General features: G+C 55.4%; 15 protein-coding genes. 2 read left to right on the top strand and 13 right to left on the bottom strand.

Annotated features, from left to right (window positions below; all coding sequences use genetic code 11):
- Positions 1 to 771: 771 nt before the first annotated feature.
- The 5 genes from M4951_RS18350 to M4951_RS25655 form a co-directional block, all read right to left on the bottom strand.
- Positions 772 to 2,022 carry a hypothetical protein gene (locus M4951_RS18350; protein WP_262023086.1) on the bottom strand — a complete coding sequence of 417 codons (1,251 nt, stop codon included), beginning with the start codon at positions 2,020 to 2,022 and terminating at the stop codon, positions 772 to 774.
- A 41-nt stretch (positions 2,023 to 2,063) separates the two neighbouring features.
- Positions 2,064 to 2,861 carry a hypothetical protein gene (locus tag M4951_RS18345; protein ID WP_262023085.1) on the bottom strand — a complete coding sequence of 266 codons (798 nt, stop codon included), beginning with the start codon at positions 2,859 to 2,861 and terminating at the stop codon, positions 2,064 to 2,066.
- A gap of 151 nt (positions 2,862 to 3,012) precedes the next feature.
- Positions 3,013 to 4,608, bottom strand: a complete 1,596-nt coding sequence (locus tag M4951_RS18340) for a terminase large subunit (protein ID WP_262023084.1) — start codon at positions 4,606 to 4,608, stop codon at positions 3,013 to 3,015.
- A complete protein-coding gene (locus M4951_RS18335; RefSeq protein ID WP_262023083.1) occupies positions 4,608 to 5,072 on the bottom strand; it encodes a phage terminase small subunit P27 family in 465 nt (154 codons plus the stop codon). The genes M4951_RS18340 and M4951_RS18335 overlap by 1 nt, the downstream gene beginning before the upstream one ends.
- Entirely contained in the window at positions 5,059 to 5,553 is a 495-nt protein-coding gene (locus tag M4951_RS25655) for an HNH endonuclease (RefSeq protein WP_410050438.1), read from the bottom strand. Before M4951_RS25655 ends, M4951_RS18335 begins: the two co-directional genes overlap by 14 nt.
- A gap of 146 nt (positions 5,554 to 5,699) precedes the next feature.
- Here M4951_RS25655 and M4951_RS18330 point away from each other — a divergent pair, with 146 nt between their 5' ends.
- Positions 5,700 to 6,089: a winged helix-turn-helix domain-containing protein gene (locus tag M4951_RS18330; RefSeq protein WP_262023082.1), complete on the top strand. Its 390-nt coding sequence runs from the start codon at positions 5,700 to 5,702 to the stop codon at positions 6,087 to 6,089.
- Positions 6,090 to 6,163: 74 nt separating this feature from the next.
- Here M4951_RS18330 and M4951_RS18325 read toward each other — a convergent pair whose 3' ends face one another.
- The gene (locus tag M4951_RS18325) at positions 6,164 to 6,952 is read right to left on the bottom strand and encodes a hypothetical protein (protein WP_262023081.1); all 789 of its coding nucleotides are present in this window, start codon (positions 6,950 to 6,952) and stop codon (positions 6,164 to 6,166) included.
- Between the two features lie 319 nt (positions 6,953 to 7,271).
- Here M4951_RS18325 and M4951_RS18320 point away from each other — a divergent pair, with 319 nt between their 5' ends.
- Positions 7,272 to 7,514: a hypothetical protein gene (locus M4951_RS18320; protein WP_262023080.1), complete on the top strand. Its 243-nt coding sequence runs from the start codon at positions 7,272 to 7,274 to the stop codon at positions 7,512 to 7,514.
- Between the two features lie 654 nt (positions 7,515 to 8,168).
- Here M4951_RS18320 and M4951_RS18315 read toward each other — a convergent pair.
- The 7 genes from M4951_RS18315 to M4951_RS18285 form a co-directional block, all read right to left on the bottom strand.
- Positions 8,169 to 9,527: a DNA modification methylase gene (locus M4951_RS18315; protein WP_262023079.1), complete on the bottom strand. Its 1,359-nt coding sequence runs from the start codon at positions 9,525 to 9,527 to the stop codon at positions 8,169 to 8,171.
- A 352-nt stretch (positions 9,528 to 9,879) separates the two neighbouring features.
- Positions 9,880 to 11,487, bottom strand: coding sequence for a ParB N-terminal domain-containing protein (locus M4951_RS18310; protein WP_262023078.1), 1,608 nt, complete (start codon positions 11,485 to 11,487; stop codon positions 9,880 to 9,882).
- A gap of 19 nt (positions 11,488 to 11,506) precedes the next feature.
- Positions 11,507 to 11,860 carry a hypothetical protein gene (locus M4951_RS18305; protein WP_262023077.1) on the bottom strand — a complete coding sequence of 118 codons (354 nt, stop codon included), beginning with the start codon at positions 11,858 to 11,860 and terminating at the stop codon, positions 11,507 to 11,509.
- Positions 11,860 to 14,151 carry a phage/plasmid primase, P4 family gene (locus M4951_RS18300; protein WP_262023076.1) on the bottom strand — a complete coding sequence of 764 codons (2,292 nt, stop codon included), beginning with the start codon at positions 14,149 to 14,151 and terminating at the stop codon, positions 11,860 to 11,862. Before M4951_RS18300 ends, M4951_RS18305 begins: the two co-directional genes overlap by 1 nt.
- On the bottom strand, positions 14,148 to 14,495 hold the full coding sequence (locus tag M4951_RS18295) for a hypothetical protein (RefSeq protein WP_262023075.1): 348 nt from the start codon (positions 14,493 to 14,495) through the stop codon (positions 14,148 to 14,150). The genes M4951_RS18300 and M4951_RS18295 overlap by 4 nt, the downstream gene beginning before the upstream one ends.
- 19 nt (positions 14,496 to 14,514) lie before the next feature.
- The gene (locus M4951_RS18290) at positions 14,515 to 15,111 is read right to left on the bottom strand and encodes a helix-turn-helix domain-containing protein (RefSeq protein ID WP_262023074.1); all 597 of its coding nucleotides are present in this window, start codon (positions 15,109 to 15,111) and stop codon (positions 14,515 to 14,517) included.
- Positions 15,112 to 15,481: 370 nt separating this feature from the next.
- A complete protein-coding gene (locus M4951_RS18285; RefSeq protein ID WP_262023073.1) occupies positions 15,482 to 16,474 on the bottom strand; it encodes a hypothetical protein in 993 nt (330 codons plus the stop codon).
- Between the last annotated feature and the right edge of the window lie 63 nt (positions 16,475 to 16,537).

The raw sequence follows: 16,537 nt of genomic DNA, 5'->3' as shown, positions 1-16,537 counted from the left end.
TTGTTGCTTCGAAGACCGCAGCCACTGGATCGGCAGTGAGGAACTGCTTTATTTCCAGAGTTTCTACTTGGTGAATGCGAGATTTCTTACGGCGATTCGGTCGCCCATTACCGCGATAAAATTTGGCGATCGATTTGAACCAAGAATTGGCGCGAAGAGACATTTGCCCGGATCCCAGGGTAGATGGATGATGAGGGATAGTTAATTCAGGGAGGGGGACCGCAGGGTGGGGTGGCGTCCCTGAATGAGGCATGTTCTACCGAGGTTGCGGGATCGCCGCAACCGTTTTAATTAAAAAACTTTTCCATGCCTTGAAGTTCCTGTAAGATTAACTGTTTCAGCTTGAACGAGCTTTTGCGTCTTGCGCTTTTGCCGAAGAATTCTTCTAGCCTAGCGTGATCGATTAGAAATCGACCGTGCGATTGAGAGCAGAAAATCGTCCGAGACCAATGCGCTATTACAAACATATGGATTGGCATTGCATGCCTCGGCGTGGGAATTAACTGGTAAACGCCTGTTGCATCCATTTGGCCTTTTGGCGAAAGACTCCGACACATCTTTCTTTCGCGGTTTCGCTCAGGATGGCCGCATCCCAGTGCAGAACCCACTTCGTGAAAGTTCACTGTTGTTCAAATGACAGAAACCAAAGGCAGGCACCAGCTTACTGGTACATGGTCGTGCATTTTATTTGCACCTTCGAACATTGGCATATTTGCGTTACGGTGCGTCGGTGTTCCGGCCGCCGATCCGAGGCAAAGCGTCTCTGTGCTGCTAGTTCACTAGTACAAAGTTAATCAGCGGCGAGATCGCCTTCCACGTGTCTGCGAATAACGACACGGCCTTTGCTGATCGAACAATGGGGCAAGAATAAGAAAACTGAACGTCCACCCCAAGTTGGATGTTTGAGCGCTTGTTGATCAACAGTTGGTAGATCGCTTCGACCCACTGTGGCTGGTATTTCACACCAGACTGATTGCCTCGAAAGGCGGTCCTAAGGTCGGCATCGAGACGAGCGTCGATCTCGGCGATGGAGCGCTGGCTTCGATAGTGTCGCTGCGTAACATAGATCATCGGCTTTGCGCCTTCGGACCGCTCAATGATGGGCCGGATGCCCTGTTCGAGTTTGTCAATCAATTCGAGAAATCCATCAAATCCAATCGCCGACAGCTTCGACCGGAAGCCGCCTTTCACGCCATTGGGAACCGTAATCGCCGCTACCGCGTGCTTCCGATTTATGCCAATCGTTAGATGCGGAAAGTCGGTGAACTGCTTGGCGTCGCGGGCCATGTTCAACGGTAGGAAATCCCAGACCGCATCGGTCCCTTTTCCCGTTATTGCTGGCCGCCGCTTACCCGTGGGATCGACGCCGATCTTGTGTAGGTCTCTCCTCGCCTGGACTAAGTCGCCAAGCAGGCGAAGCAGACGTTTAGCTTCACGGTATGTATAGGGGTTGTCGTTGTCGAATCTTAGGCCATCGAACACGGTAATTGTCCCCCGGATTTGGTAGTCACGTGCCAGCATCTTCCGTTCGAAGGTTTGCATGTAGTCGACAAACTGCCTCGCCCAAAACGACGAAGCGGCACGACCATTGAACCAGGCGTAAAGGTCCCGCCATGCCTTATGCAGAGTCTTTTCCGGAAGCGTTTGCGAAACGTCGTCCACAGAGATCACAACGACCCAGGGAGCCTCGAAGCCGTTGCGCTTTGCCGTCGCTCTGTGACGCTGTAATTGGCCAAAGCTGGTCTTCGCCTGAACCTTGCATTCGAAGAGCACAGCCCAGCCAGCTTCATCAAATACCGCCGCGTCTGGCAGTCCTTTCTGATCGAGCTCATCGGCAACGTCCAGAATCGTCCCAGGCACCTGCTGCTGGCTCAGCAACAAGGCGCCCGGCTTCGGAACGTCGTCGACCCCGATCCATTGAAGAAAAGGGGCGAGCATCGAGCGGTCTTGATCCAGCGTAGTCACCAGCGCATGGGTAAGCCGGTTTTCCGGCTGTTCGTATTGGTCGAAGATGTTTCGCAAAACGGATTTACTATCAACAGGGATCGCAGGGGGAGATTGATTTACGATTCATTCGAAGGTGCGAGGTCGATTATCTGTCCAAACATCTCCGATGCATCCATGGATAGAAATTGGGGAAATCTTCCATCAACGCCCAAAAACTCGTAGGTGCCAAGCAATGCGTCAACTGGGGCATCGGGAGTTTCCAAAATCCAATTGCGGACGCGATTCTTCGTCCGTTTGGTGATGAGAAGTATCGAACTCAGACCTGCGAGCGATTGGCTTGTCGTGAATGACTCTATGTAGTCATCGAAACTGGGTGCGCCGCCAACTGCAACCAGCCAGTCGGTTTGTGACAGGAAAGCTTGGTGATACTCCTCCGGTGAGATTCCAAGTAACGTCGCGGCCTCTGTTGCAAGATCACGCGATTGAGGCAGATTGTCGCACCTCTTAAGCAAAAAGAATCCAGAAAACATTCGCTTGGCTGTCGAAAGATACTCCTCATGATTCATGACTACGTGGCGATACCGTTGGGACGCGTAGGACGAGGCGTCTTTCTTAACCGTATTGATGTCCTCCAGGAATTTCAGAAATCCTTTCCGGTCGACCGACTTCGCCTTATTTTCAAGGCAGAAAAGAGTGCCATCTCTGAGGACAGTTCCGATATCAAATGGTCCCCAGTATTCGGTACTACGGAATAGGAATCTCGAATCTTGGCCCACTAGAAAACGGGTGATCTCGTTTAGGTTTCGAAGAATGACCGTGTCAATCAACTGCTCAGGACATTCCAGGGCAGATGTCGAGCTCGGAAGTTCCGCGACTTCCGCCAACTTCAGTTCTTTATCGATGGACCAAATCACTGATCTGCTACCAGCGAAAGATTAGGAACACACGAGCGATATTTTCTGCGTAGTCAGCATATCGACGATCGGCATTGAGTTCCAACTAATTCACAGACATAAAAATTCCAGGCGACGATTTTCTGGGTAATCGCAATTGACGCACCGCTTTCTACAAAAACAACCCACCCGGCTCGTCATAAATGCTGAAACTCTCTTTATGCCGAGTCGCCAAATCAATCGCCATCACCAGCGCCACGATCCCATCAATCCGTTCCTGGCTTTTCTTCTTTGACGGCTTCCAGTTGTCGGCCGCGTCCTGCTCGATCGCGACATTGCCAGCCATCCAGCGAAGAACAGGATTGCCCGCGTGTCGCAGTTTTCGAGCCAGCACCAGTTCCTCTAGCTTCTTCGTTGGCGCCGACATGCTCGCGTAGCCCTGGCCAAATGAAATGATCTCGAATCCATCATCGTCGAGTTGCGTGGCTAGTTGCGTTGCGTTCCAGCGGTCGATGGCGATTTGTTCGATGTGGAATCGATTTTCCAGTTCGTTTATTCGAGCTCGGATGCGTTCGTAGTCGATCACTTCACCGGGAGAAGCATCGATGTACCTCTGTTGAATCCAGGGGACGTATGGGGCGTGATCTCGTTTCTCACGTCGCCGCGCACCATCCTCCGGTACCCAGAAGAATGGCAGCACGTCGTAGTGGTCGTCACCGGGGAACACCAGCACCAGTGCCGAGATGTCCGTCGTCGAGGAAAGATCCAGTCCCGCTAAACAAGTTCGACCGTCCAATTCCGCGAGTGCCTCGTCGCAAGCATCCCACTTCTCCAGATTCAGCCACCGCGATTCTTGCTGCGTCCATTGGTTAAGCCGATAGCGCCGGAAGGAGTTTTCCTTGGCAGGCGATTCCTGGGCTTCACGACAGTCTTCCGCGAACTGTTCCGCGTCGATCGTGATTCCAAAACTTGGATTGGCACGCGCCCAAATCTCCGGCTTTGTCCAGTCGTCTTCCATGTCAGCTGCAGAGACGTATGGGAAGAAGGCGGTATCCTCGACTGTTCCTTCCAGCACCTGGCGGGCATATTCGTGCTGCTCCCAGCAAATACTGAGACGGTCGTATCCAGCGGTGGTGATCGCCAACATGAGCGGTTGCCTACGAGAGGCTCCTGCGTACCGGAGCGTGTCCCACAATTCCCGCGTCTTCTGGGCGTGCAGTTCATCCACGAGGACCGCATGGGCGTTGAGGCCTTCTTTGGTGGGCACTTCGGCGGATAGCGCGCGATAGACTGATCGGCTGCGATGATCGACGATTCGCTTGGTGGAACGGACCACTTTTAACCGTGACGCCAAGTGAGGCGAATAGTCCACCATGTTGGCCGCCTCGTTGAACACAATCGAAGCCTGGTCTCGGTCAACGGCCGCGCTGTAGATTTCGGCACCTGGTTCGCCATCGCAGGTCAGTAAATAAAGGCTCAGGCCCGCGAAGAGCGTGCTCTTGCCATTCTTCTTCGGCACTTCGATATAGCCGCGGCGAAAGCGACGAGTTCCATCGGCCCGCCTCCAGCCAAATAACGGCGCCACGACATCCTGCCATTGCCACTCCAGTAGCTCAAACGATTTTCCCGCCCATTGGCCCTTCGAGTGTTTCAGGAACCGTAGAAAGAACTCACGTACTCGCTCGGCCGAGGTCTCATCGAACCAGCAGCCGTTGGCGACAGCGCGCTCGTCGTTGGAACTGCGAATCCATTCATTCGGGACAGTCACTACCCGGCTCCTACAAAGAGATCGAACTGATCATCGGCAGCGGTCTTGCGATCGACGCGGATTCGACTGCGACTAGATGGTGTGAGCCCGAACTCCACGAGAAACTTCCGCATCGTTTCCATCGCTTGGTCGGCGACGGTCAGATACGGAGACTTCATGGGAAATCCCTTGTCGGGCGATTTGACGATCGTGCCGAACTTCCTGACTTGCTGTTCGGCATGGACCCAGCGGCTATAGACGGTGCAGTACGCGGCGAGTGCGGCGCGGTCGGCGGTGCTGAGCAATCCCATGTCAGTTAAGATCTGAGCGATGCGATGCCACTCCTCTTGCGCAACTTCGTCGAGAAAATCTGGGCACGAGGGGACATCATCAGGCGCGTTGGGCTCGGCCTTATTGATGGCCCGTTTGCCGGGATTCCCCTCGCGAATCTTCAGGACCGTCGGTTTTGGTTTACGTCCCTTCATGCTTCAGGCCCCCCCGGTACCCAATTTCGCGGAAAAGCGCGCGCGGGGAACGCGACGGTCCAAGCACGTGCGCCCGTATGAATGACTCCCCCATGGGGGCTCTCGGCGGCTCCTGGGGCCTTCTAGCGGCATCTCTGCGGGTCTGCTGTTCTGTCGATAGAACAAGCGCAGTGCTTGACCCAAATAGCTGTTTGTCTTGTTCCGTCTTGCGCCGGTGATGCGTTCGGCAGAGCACTTGCGTATTGCTCAATTCAAGTCGCCATTCGATACGAACGTGTAGTGGGATGATGTGATCGACGTCGGTCGCCGAAGTATAGAGTCCACGTTCCAAACATGCTTGGCATAGATAACGATCTAGTTCCCGTCGTTGCTTGGCGACTCGTTCCCAGTCGGCGTCGTAGCCCAGCGATCTTGGTGAGGGACGACGTGCTTCGATGTTGCTTCGTCCAACACGTTTCACCGTCTCGCTTCGTCGCTTCATACGTTTGGGCATTGCGTTGTCTCCCTTGAAAAAGATTCTTCCGAATTGCCGCCAACAGCGCTTGATGTGCTTCCGAATGCATGGCTCATGTGTGTTAACGCGACACGGATCGCGACGAACCAAATCCAACGAACCGGAGCAAACACATGGCCACGAAGAAGACCACCTCGACTCGTAAGCCCGCTGCCGCCAAGACCACCAGCACCAAGGGCGCCACTAAGGGACGAACGGCTAAGGCAACGAAGACCACGCCACCAGCGAGCGAACCGAAACCCGATCCCAAGCCCGCGAAGGCAGAAGAACCCAAGCGAATGTCGGCCATCAACGCGGCGGCGAAGGTATTGGCCGAATCGAAAGAACCGCTCAACGCCAAACAGATGGTTGAGGCGATGGCAGCGAAGGGGTACTGGTCGAGCCCTGGCGGTAAGACGCCCCACGCCACGCTCTATAGCGCGATCCTGCGGGAGATCAACACGAAAGGGCAGGGCGCCCGCTTCAAGAAGACCGAGCGGGGGAAGTTCGCCGCCAACGGCTAGGTTCTCGGACAGCATCCGACACAACGCCCCACGTTTAAATCTTGTTGGCGTTTTCTCGTGAGAGCGGCCAGTCGCTACGGATCGGTAGGCTTGGGCTTCCTCTGCAAGGAAAAACCATTCAGACGCACCGCCGCGGCGAACGACAAGACGACGATCGCTGTAAAAGTGTTGATCGCGATGAAGGCGCCGGCCGCTGGTCTGCTGCCTCCGAGTTGTTGGTAGAGCGGAAGCTCCGCGACCGTTGCGCCGCCGACGAACATGAGTGACAGCAAGGCACATGGCAGGGCCATTCGCTGCATCAAAGTGGCGACCAAGAGAGGGAATGTCATGACAACGCCTGCCACTGCCAGGAAAACAAAAATCGGTATTTCGCGGCGCCCGGAGAGATCTATGAGAGGAACCACGAGTCGGCCGATTCCCAGGAACAGACCAGCAATTGACATAATGATGAATAGGTGGCGAAGGCTGAACCGAAGCTCGACTGCTCTGGCGTCGTGGTGGGTGTCGTCGCGATGGCGTAGTTGCACGTTTAGCCCTAACGCCAAGCCCCACAATGGAAGCTGTACCAATAGCCATTGGACGAGTAGCAATACGCCGACCACGACCATTTCCATGATCTCGTTGGGGCCAGAATTGATCGACATGGTGATCCCTACCGCGCCCCATAATGAAAGGACCCAGCCGATCGAAAGAATCATACGCCGAGCAGGTGACGTTGGGCCGAGAGCCGCCCAAGCTGCCGCGAGCGTAACCTGAGCAGACAGCGAGCCCAGAAAGTACCCCATGCCGATGGTTCCTAGAGGATACGCCAAGGCAATCGACAGCCAGCTCAAGACGATCATCGCCCCTGCCCACAGATACATTCGGCGACGCGCAGGCAAGGTGTTTGCTCCAACGGAAAGCGGATTTGCGAAGCCCGTAGTTTACTTTAGAAATCTTACGCTCGGGAGACTGGCTGGCCGACGGTTTCCGCCACGATGCGTCACGTTCGCCACGTGTGGGCGTTTTTTCGTTAGTGGCAACGCCGGGCAAGATCTGGCTTCGTTCGCAACACGGGCCAACGTCGCCCACCGAAAGAAAGCTGCTGAATCCATCGCGACGGTGCTTGATGTTTCCACGATTCCATGGCTCCTGTGTCATATCCCAAGTCGGATGCCACGAACCAACCACGGAGCGACGAAAATGCCCCACAACCACGAAACCAAACTTCGCGACGCCTTCCGCGCGATGGACCCGCACCAAGCTCAGGAGATTCGCGAAGCGTACTACAAAGCCATCGAAGGCCTTCGAACCCTGGCGGAAACACTCGAGATCGCTGACATCCCGGTTGGCGTTACGAATGGCCACGCACTCATCGAAGAGCATCTGATTGCCTGTGAAGCGATCGACGCCATGAAGAAGAGCTTGTTGGGGCGAATTCTGTAGGGCAAGATAGGGGGGCTCCGTACGACTGCCAAAGTTCGGCTCTTTGGAAAGTCCATGGCGCCAAGAGCGGCATGGCGGTCGTTGACGGGTGAATCGAGACTTGCGATGTCGAACTTCTATCTCAATTCGTATACGCCATTGGTTTCGTTTCCCCTTGGCCGTCGAGCCAGTTTGGAATACGACATTCCTCCGTTCATTGACGGTTCCATCCGGCGCGAACCAGATCTGGAACATAAACGCCCTGGTATTAGCTGTCTTTGCCGAGCCGGGAAGTTTGCGCCGAGGCTGGAGGTGGGCGACACTATTGGCTACCTGACGATGAAGTCTCGTTTCGGAACGAAGGTGTCTCATCGGCGATTGACGGCCGTGCTTAAGGTGGATGTCGTTCTCGAAAGTCACACAAATGCTGCAAAGTGGTATCAACGCAAACGATTGCCTCTTCCGAGCAACTGTATGGTTCCCGGTAACTCCCACAAACCGCTCGATCAAAGTCACCAACGCCACGTCGACCGAAAGGTGCTCGACGACGCCAAGCTGATCCGTCGCTGGGACGCCCAGTATCGATCGCGAGCCTCGAAGTACCGTGTCTTTGTGGTGTGTCATAAGTTATTCTGCGACGTAAGCTGGGCGCGCCGGTCGTCAGTGATGAGGATCTCATGAAAGCGTTTCAGAAGATTCCAGGCACTCAGAATCCAGGGACTCTTCCCGAACGTCAGTTTCTGAAGTTGATGAAGCGGCTCCACGTAGACATTCCGCTTTTCGCCCCGTGAACTGTTCCCACCGCTCCACGATCACATCGCAATACGGTGGATCCAGTTCCATCAGAAACGCCTTGCGACCAGTCTGTTCACAGGCGATCAAGGTCGAGCCGCTTCCGCCGAACAGGTCGAGGACGTTCTCACCTTCTCGCGACGAGTACTGAATCGCCCGCACGGCCAACTCAACAGGCTTTTCTGTTAAGTGCACCATTGACTGCGGATTCACCTTCTTCACCGACCAGACGTCGACGGCATTGTGGGGGCCGAGGTAAACATGCGCGGCGCCTTCCCGCCAGCCATAGAAACACCACTCGTGGTTGCCCATGAAGTCCTTCCGCGTGAGAACTGGATGTTCTTTCACCCAGATGATCGCCTGCGAGAAGTAGAGGCCCATCGTTTTAAGCACCGGAGGGTAATTCCCACAGTTGGCATACCCGCCCCAGATATAGAAACCACGTCCTGGTGCGAGCGCGCGGGCCATGTTGCCGAACCACGCCGCCAACAGTTCATCGAACGCTTCATCGGTCACGAAGTCATTGGCCAGCGGTCGGTCCTTGGCACGCATCTTCCTGCGAGTTGGATTGGCCTTCTCGGGATGGTGCTTGTTCGGATTGGCGAAGCTACTGTTGCCTGCGGCGATGGCGTTATTCGACCGCGGCTCGACCCGCACATTATACGGCGGATCGGAATTCACCAGATGGATCACCGCGCCATCGAGGAGTCGGTCGACGTCATCTGGTTTACTGCTGTCACCACACAGCAGCCGATGATCACCGAGAATCCACAGGTCGCCGGGCTGCGTGATTGGCTCGTCGGGCGGTTCCGGCACGTCGTCAGGATCGTTCAAGCCTTCCTGTAGATCGCCGCCCAGCAACTTGGCCAGTTCGTCCTGGTTGAAACCCAAGAGCCCGAGGTCGTAGTTGGCGTCCTGTAAAGCGCCGAGTTCGATCGGCAGCAGATCATTGTCCCATTCCGCAAGAGACGCCGTTTGATTGTCGGCGATACGATACGCCTTGATCTGCTCCGGCGTCATACCCGTGGCGACGTGGATCGGCACCGTTTCATAACCCAGCTTCTGTGCGGCCTTGAATCTGGTGTGACCAACGACAATCACACCTTGCTCATCGACCACGATCGGCTGACGAAACCCAAACTCCTGCAAGCTCTTTGCAACTGCATCCACGGCGCCATCATTGACTCGCGGATTGTTGGGATATTGCGTGACATCCGAAATATTCCACTGTTCGATCTTCATGAGACAGAGCTCACCACTACACGAGGGTTCGTGCTGGAAGCTCCGAGATACGGAGTGCGGCTCAAGGCGAGCGGCGGGCAAGAGAACCAGAAATCTCTTGCCACTGAAGATGTCTTCATTCTAACCGATTACGCTAACGAGTCACTATCGGAAACGTGTCCGATTCGTTAGAAGCTGCTGAAAATTTTGCTGTCGAAGGCGCAGAGATCGCGATCCGTGCACGGCGGCCTTTTCTACCAACGAGTCGTACGACAATGCGCACACCATTGACCTCCACCATTTGAGAGTCACCTTGCGAGTACCAGTTAATAAGTTGGGTGACTGGCGTTTGGGAATCCGTTCGTTTCATGGGTTACTCCTTGTCCTGATTGATTAACATCCGGCGAAGGTTTTGACGTTTCTCCGCCAACTCCAGCTGCTCTGCTTTCTCCCGTTCGACCTCGGCCTCGAAGGCGTCCAGGTCTATCACACTGCGAATCGAAACCTCGACAATCTCCCGCAGTTGCTCGGATGGGAGCGACTCAAGTTCCCAGGCGCGATTGCCATGGAGCCGTACGAATCGCTCGTAGCGCGACGAAGTTTCCTTGGAGAGCTGCCCTTCGTGCAAATCCAGAGAATGAACCTGTTCGCTGGTCAGCGCCGCCTTCACGATATGCAGCCGATCTTCGGTGATGCCAAAATCGTCCCTAAGCGACACGCCAAAGCTGCAGGGGATATCTTCACCCTCGGGATCGAAGTCGCTGATCACGATTACCACCAAGCTCTCGCGACCACTCTCTCGATATCGGTCGACCATTGCTTTGCGGGGCGGAAGCGATGAGTAGCCGCGTCCGCTCGTCATCGGTAGTCCATACCCAGCGGCTAGGTTCCGTAGTTGGCTTGCCACCGTGTTTTTCTCGACGAGAAGTTCCACCCAGTTGGGCTGGCTTTGTTGGAGATCACGGTTGTATTTGTCGAGAAACTCTTCGCACTCCCGACGCACAAAATCGCCCACGCAGCGATGCATGTCCCAGATAACAACGGGCCGCGTCTCGTCCCCAACCGCTTCAAATGGAATCGAGCCGTCCAGACGCAGCCGCGTCACCATATCGGTCGTGTCGTTGTAGCAGGCGTTGTTGTTCACAAACGGCGTCCGGGTCAGGTCGTTGCGCACCAAACCTTCGATATTGAGGAGTCTGTAGAAAATGAACCGGTCGCTAATCGGCCAGTTGGGGTTCTCATCCAGAACGGTGCGAACGATGGCGTTGCGTAACTCCAGCTTTTGTGTGATCACCGAACGCGGTTTTCGGATTCGCAGCGGAATCGTCTCGCTGATATCGACGTAGGCCGAGTCTTTCCGAAACCGCCGAACCCGGATATAGGCGTCGTTGGAGGCTAGGGCCAGTTCTTCCCGAAACTGCTCCGAGGTTGTTTTGACGCGCTGCCGGTTATAGCTCGCCAGCAGTCGCATGAACGTGTCGTGGTTGCCGAAGAAAGAGACGTCATAGCGGATGCGAACCGGAATTCGTGCGAGCTGGAGTTTACAGGCGGCCGCATGGCGCCGATGCCCCGAAAGGATAACGCCGTCGGCACTTACCACGATTGGTTCCAAAATCCCAAGCTCTGCAACGTTGGCGACCAGCGCCAGGAATGAAGGCTCGTTTTCGTCCACCGGATCGTAAAGCTTGTCGTTGATCCAGGCGGGGCGGATCGCCGAAGTACACACCGCGACGTGGCATGCCTCGACGGACTGTGTAGTTTCGCCGCGCGGCAGGATAAGACCTTCTTCTTCGAGTTGCTTCCGGTGGTTCGAGACGGTCCGATTGCTGACGCCGAGACGGGTTGCGATTTCTCGGTCGCTCGACCTGCGCCATTGCTCGAGAAGCGCCTCGCGGACCATTTTCGCTTTTTGGGATCTTGGTTTGGTAAGTGTCGCTGTCGCCATTGGTATCCATCCTTGAGAGTGATTAATCGTTTCCATCGAATTGGCGAACGCGCCGTCAGAGGTTGACGATTCGTTGCATCCACGTGCCTGCCAGCAGCAGCAATAGAAAGACGACGAACGCGTCGAGTGGACCGACCACGCCGTCGACGATCATCGCCGTTCTCGCTGCCACGCTTTTCCAGCCACCATTGGCCTGCCCATTCTTCTCGTTCATGAAATCAGTCCCTCCATTGGGTGTTGCTACTGCTGCATACTGTCGCGACAGTTCCCATTGCAGTTGAGGTACGTACACGCGTGCGTGTGTGCGCGTGCGCGCACCCGCGATAACAATGGGAAGTGTCGCGACAGTGCGCGACAGTAGATGCCTGTTTACTCTTGCCGAAACTTCCATGCTTTTCTCGTTTGACATTAGAAGGTTCCTTTCAGGGTGATCCCGTCATAGAAGGGTTGCTGACCGGTACCGCGACGGCGAGTGACGCCGGGGACAGCGGCAGACAGATCACGACCAAAAACCTGTTTCGTCGACACTAGATTTCGCCCCTCGTCTTCGCACCAACGTTTCCAGTCGTCATACAGTTCATTGACGCCGATTCGGTTGCCAGGCTGCACGGCGCAACGGTCTCGTACGAAGGCGGAGACAGGAGACGAAAGGTCCTCGATGTCTTGAACGACATCCGCGACCCCGCTCGGCATAATAAAATGCCCTCGCTCTCGCAGACGCTGCCAACCTTCAATGGCCCAGTTCAGAATTCCCGGCAATTCGCCAAAGAGCCGATCGGTTAAACCCGCGTCTTCCTGGCCATAAAAAGTGCGCGTGAACCGTAGGATCATGAATCGTCCCGCTAACGCTCCGCTGGAATCACTTAGCCGCGGAAACTCGTTGGTCAAAAACATGAACCGCGTCCGCAATTTCAGCGTAAGGCTGCCCATAAACTTCCGATCGACGGTGAGAGCATCCTCTCCTGAAATGCAGAGCAGGCGTTCCACGACCGTGGCGATGTTGTCGCCGTGAAACCGGGCATCGCTGACGATGGCCAGAGACTTGCCGATCAGCGGCTGCAGTCCGAACGCACCGGCTAGACTGGAAGTAGTCGGGCCGCTCACGTTGCCTTGGCCAATGAGGCGGGTCAACACACGACCGATGGTTCCCTTGCCGCTCCGTCTTGGTCCCACCATGAGCAGCATCTTCTGTTGGGATGTGTCTGCGGTCAGGCAGTACCCGAACCATTCCTGTAATAGGTCGAGCGACTCCATATCATCTTCAAACAACTGATGCAGGAACTCGTACCAGGCGGTCGGTGCAGGCGCTGATGGATCTGGATCGAACTCCAGCGCATTGAGCGTGAAGAATCTTGGGTTGGGCGGAAGGTGACGCATTGTTGGAAGATGAAGCAGCGTCGACCGGCATGGTAAGAGTTCCTCGGCCTGCAGACCCTCAGGCGTTTTTCCAAGCCAAGATGGCGACGCGACTGTTTCCGGAAGGTGAGTGTGCGATCGTATCGACTCGAGTGCCGCGTTGACCGTCATCGGATTGGACTCGAAGTCCACCAGTTCCAGTTCGGAGGCGCCACGAACAGGGATGTAGCGAAGGGCCGCATGTAGCCATTCCTGCAGGCGTTTTTTGACCGCCCCGTCCTCGAGATCGACGTATCGATTGTTCCGCCACTCGATCAATTGGTTGGCGTAGAAGTGAATCGTGCGGCCTTCCGGATGGAAGTGGAAGTCACGGACATACGCCTCAGCAGTCGGCAGCGTCCGTTTAGGTGAAAGCACGACACGACCCGATGCCGGATCGCGATTGCCAAGCGGAACGTAACCCTCGCTGTCCATCTCAAACGCCTGTCCACGCTGGCATTTCTGTTCGGCATCGCGGATTCGCTTGAGGACCTCGTCGTCGGTCCAATCCTTCGGAAACGGCTGCTGACGAGCATATTCCCGGATCGTGGCGAGGGCCGTCTGATCATCCAGGTCATATTCGACCGTGCGACACGCTGCGACAAAGAGACGATACGAACCGTCGCTTTTGTCAGTGAGTCGGATACGGAGCATTGCTTCCAGGCAGAGGGCGGCGCTATCGGTTGGATCGGTAGCGACAGCGTTCACCTGCTTGGGCGCCATCGGGCTCTTGGCTGGTTGCCTCACCGTTACCGGTGACGGACCCTCGCCGAGCTGGACCAACACTGCATCCGCCAGTCGTTGGACGCAGTCCAAGAGTTGCTCGGGATCGACAATCGCCGGTTCCGGATCCTCGTTTTCCCAGCGAATCGGTTCGCCAGATTCATGCGTACTGTCTGGAAAAACTGTCTGCATGCCGGTCGAGCGGATCTCGACGAGCATGCCTACTTTTTTGCTGCGGAGCTTCTTCGTCTCAAGCGGTCCAGTCACTTGATAGATCCGGTGGGAACCAGGCCGCGAAGTTCTGCCAAAGACTGCATCCGTTGGCGTGAGGTATTGATCGGCTAGATCGACGGCAAGCGAATGATCTAGGTCGATGTCGATCAGCCAGCCCGATGGTTCTCCCAACAGCACGCCGATATTCTGTCGATCGCTTTTGAAGTATTGATCGAGTTCGTTTTCCTGGATTCGCAACTTCTGCCAGTCGTTGAACCCAGGATTCTTCGAGCGATGGGGAACAGGAACGACTGACCAGCCGCGGCGAACGTATTCATGGGCAGTACTTGCCCCAGTTCTAACAATCATGCAGCCCCTCCCGGCTTCGTTACGCTGTTGAAACCAACATGGGACACCGAGGACTTCTTCACCGCATCCTTCTCAATCCGTTCAACCTGAAAGCCGTCGTCACCGATTTCCCGCAGGAGAAAACCGGTGAACAGGCGGCTCAGATCGACGCCAACCTCATTGCTGGCGTCGATCACACAGGCTCTTTGGGAGAAATCGAAGTGGTGAGCCGCATCGAGCCGAATGCGAGCCCGACCATGGAGTGACTCCACGCCGAACAAGGCCAGGACGATTGCGGCCTGGACATCCTCCTGTTCGACGCTTCTCGCGAAAGTGAATCGATAAACAATCTTGGTCGCTGTCATGTTGGTGCTCCGAGCCGGGTTAGGTTGAGGACGAATCATCAGTTACGCCGTCTGCCTCACGTGCGCTCGGAAAATCGATATATTCTCGAAGTCCTTGGTCCTCGAAGTACTGACCAATGAAATTCAGCGACCTGTAAATGGCTCCTCGTGATAGATGCAATCGTCTTGCAATGTCAGAAATGGAGTGTCCGCTGCGGTACAACTGGCAGATGGTCTGCTCCGGAGCAATCAGGCCCTTGATGGCGGCGTCAACCTCGCGCCAATCTTCGCCGGGGATAGTCCGGTGGTCGATGACGTCGAGGAGTGATCCATCATGCGATGAGACAGGCCACTGGATCGTCTGGCCATTGCCGCGACACTTTCGCCAATACGATCGAATGATGTCGCGTTCGCGGTCTCTCACGAGTTCGTTGACGAAGCTCTGAACGGAGCCACGAGAGGGATCGAAGCTGTTCCATCGCTTCAGAATGTGGAGTGCCAGCTCCTGCCGGTAGTCGTCGACGCCGGAGGGATCACAAAGTTTCTCAGACAACCGTCTGGCGCTAGTGTCGAGTAAGAACCGAGACTGTTGGATGGCCGTAGCGGCGTCGGGACGTGAAATGGTTTTCGTGATCATGCCGATTCTCCTGTGTTGGAGAATTGGCGAATGGCGTCGATGACTTCGAGTTCGTGGCGGATCTGTTCAATCGCCTCGGAGTCAAACAAACGAAGAATACCTGCCCGAGCGGCGGGCTTGATGTGGGGTCGTGTGGCCAGAACGTGCTGGACGCGGTGCAATGGCACACCCAGCTTTTCGGCAATGACTCCGGTCGTTTGGAGTCGGGGAGGTGTAGATCGCATGAATCGTCTCGCTTTCTTTCAGGAGGAAAAAACACCCTTCTAAAAGAAAGCGAAACGTTCGAAAGATTTCTCGTAGACCCTAGAAACCTCGGTCGAAAGCGATTTCAAGCGCAGTCGTGCGCTGGCGCGCGCTTGAAAACGGCGGACTAACTATGGTCCAAGACTCGGAGACTCTTGTCGTCCTTGTACTGCCGGATACCGAGGAGAGTGAGCATCGGATCACCTTTGCATTCTGCCTGGATCTTTAAATACTGCTCCTTACGCTCATCCGATGCATTTTTGATCAGTTTGCGGAGTGCCGCCTCAGCCTCATCTTGCAGTTCGATCTGTTCGGTAGGATCTTCGAAGCATTTCTGGTGCAGTCGATCGTGATCTTGGTCGCTGAATGTCTGGGTTCTGCGTTTGCTCTTTTTCGTTCTCTCCCACGCCTGAAGGCGGGACGTAGTCTTGAACGCCATGTCGACCCTGTAATAAGAGCAATCAATATCTTTTGCCAGTTGGCGTCTGCTCAAGAACGCATCACCGGCATCGAGTCTGCAAAGAAGACGCTCTATAACTTCTTCCGTCGACATTTTTGTAACCGCGGCCGCTTCGCTTGGATTCTCACGAGCGGCGACTTCGCTAGGAAATGAAGACGGCTCGATCTCGTTTTCACTCGTTTTGGGTGGATTCGTTAGCATTCGGACGATCCTGACGACTAGCCACGCCTTCGCCTCGGGGCCATCCTCAACACGCATGATGGTCTTCTCGATCTTCTTGGCCAGAGAATCCACATCTCTTTTCATCGCGTGATACAGCAACCCGAGGGCGATCCTCCCATTCGTTTCCACGATTTCGAGCTGATCTAGATTGGCCTTCCACCGATCCACGACGATCACATCGGCGACGTTAATCACGCGTTGGGCATACCAGCGCCAATAGTTTGCCGGAGGTGGATCGCAAAACGGCCAGTTGTCGTATTCCGGATATTCGCCGGTTTCACGATGAAACTTGTCCGGCAAGACATTCAATTCGTGGAAGGCTTCCTCCAGCCTATGTTCGCGTTTGATTTTGTAGGCTCGCACGGCCTCTCGATCCCGGCGCTGCTGCTCCTTGGCTTCTCCATCGGCCAACAATTCATCGAGTTCGTCTTCGTTCATATTGCTCTCCAAAAGAAAAAAAACTGCGATCCGCACGGATTCCGAGCGCACGGAAACAAAAGG

Source organism: Blastopirellula sp. J2-11, from assembly GCF_024584705.1.
Classification (GTDB): domain Bacteria; phylum Planctomycetota; class Planctomycetia; order Pirellulales; family Pirellulaceae; genus Blastopirellula.
Note: the sequence above shows the minus strand (reverse complement) of the source record. Positions and strands in the feature narration are given on the sequence as shown.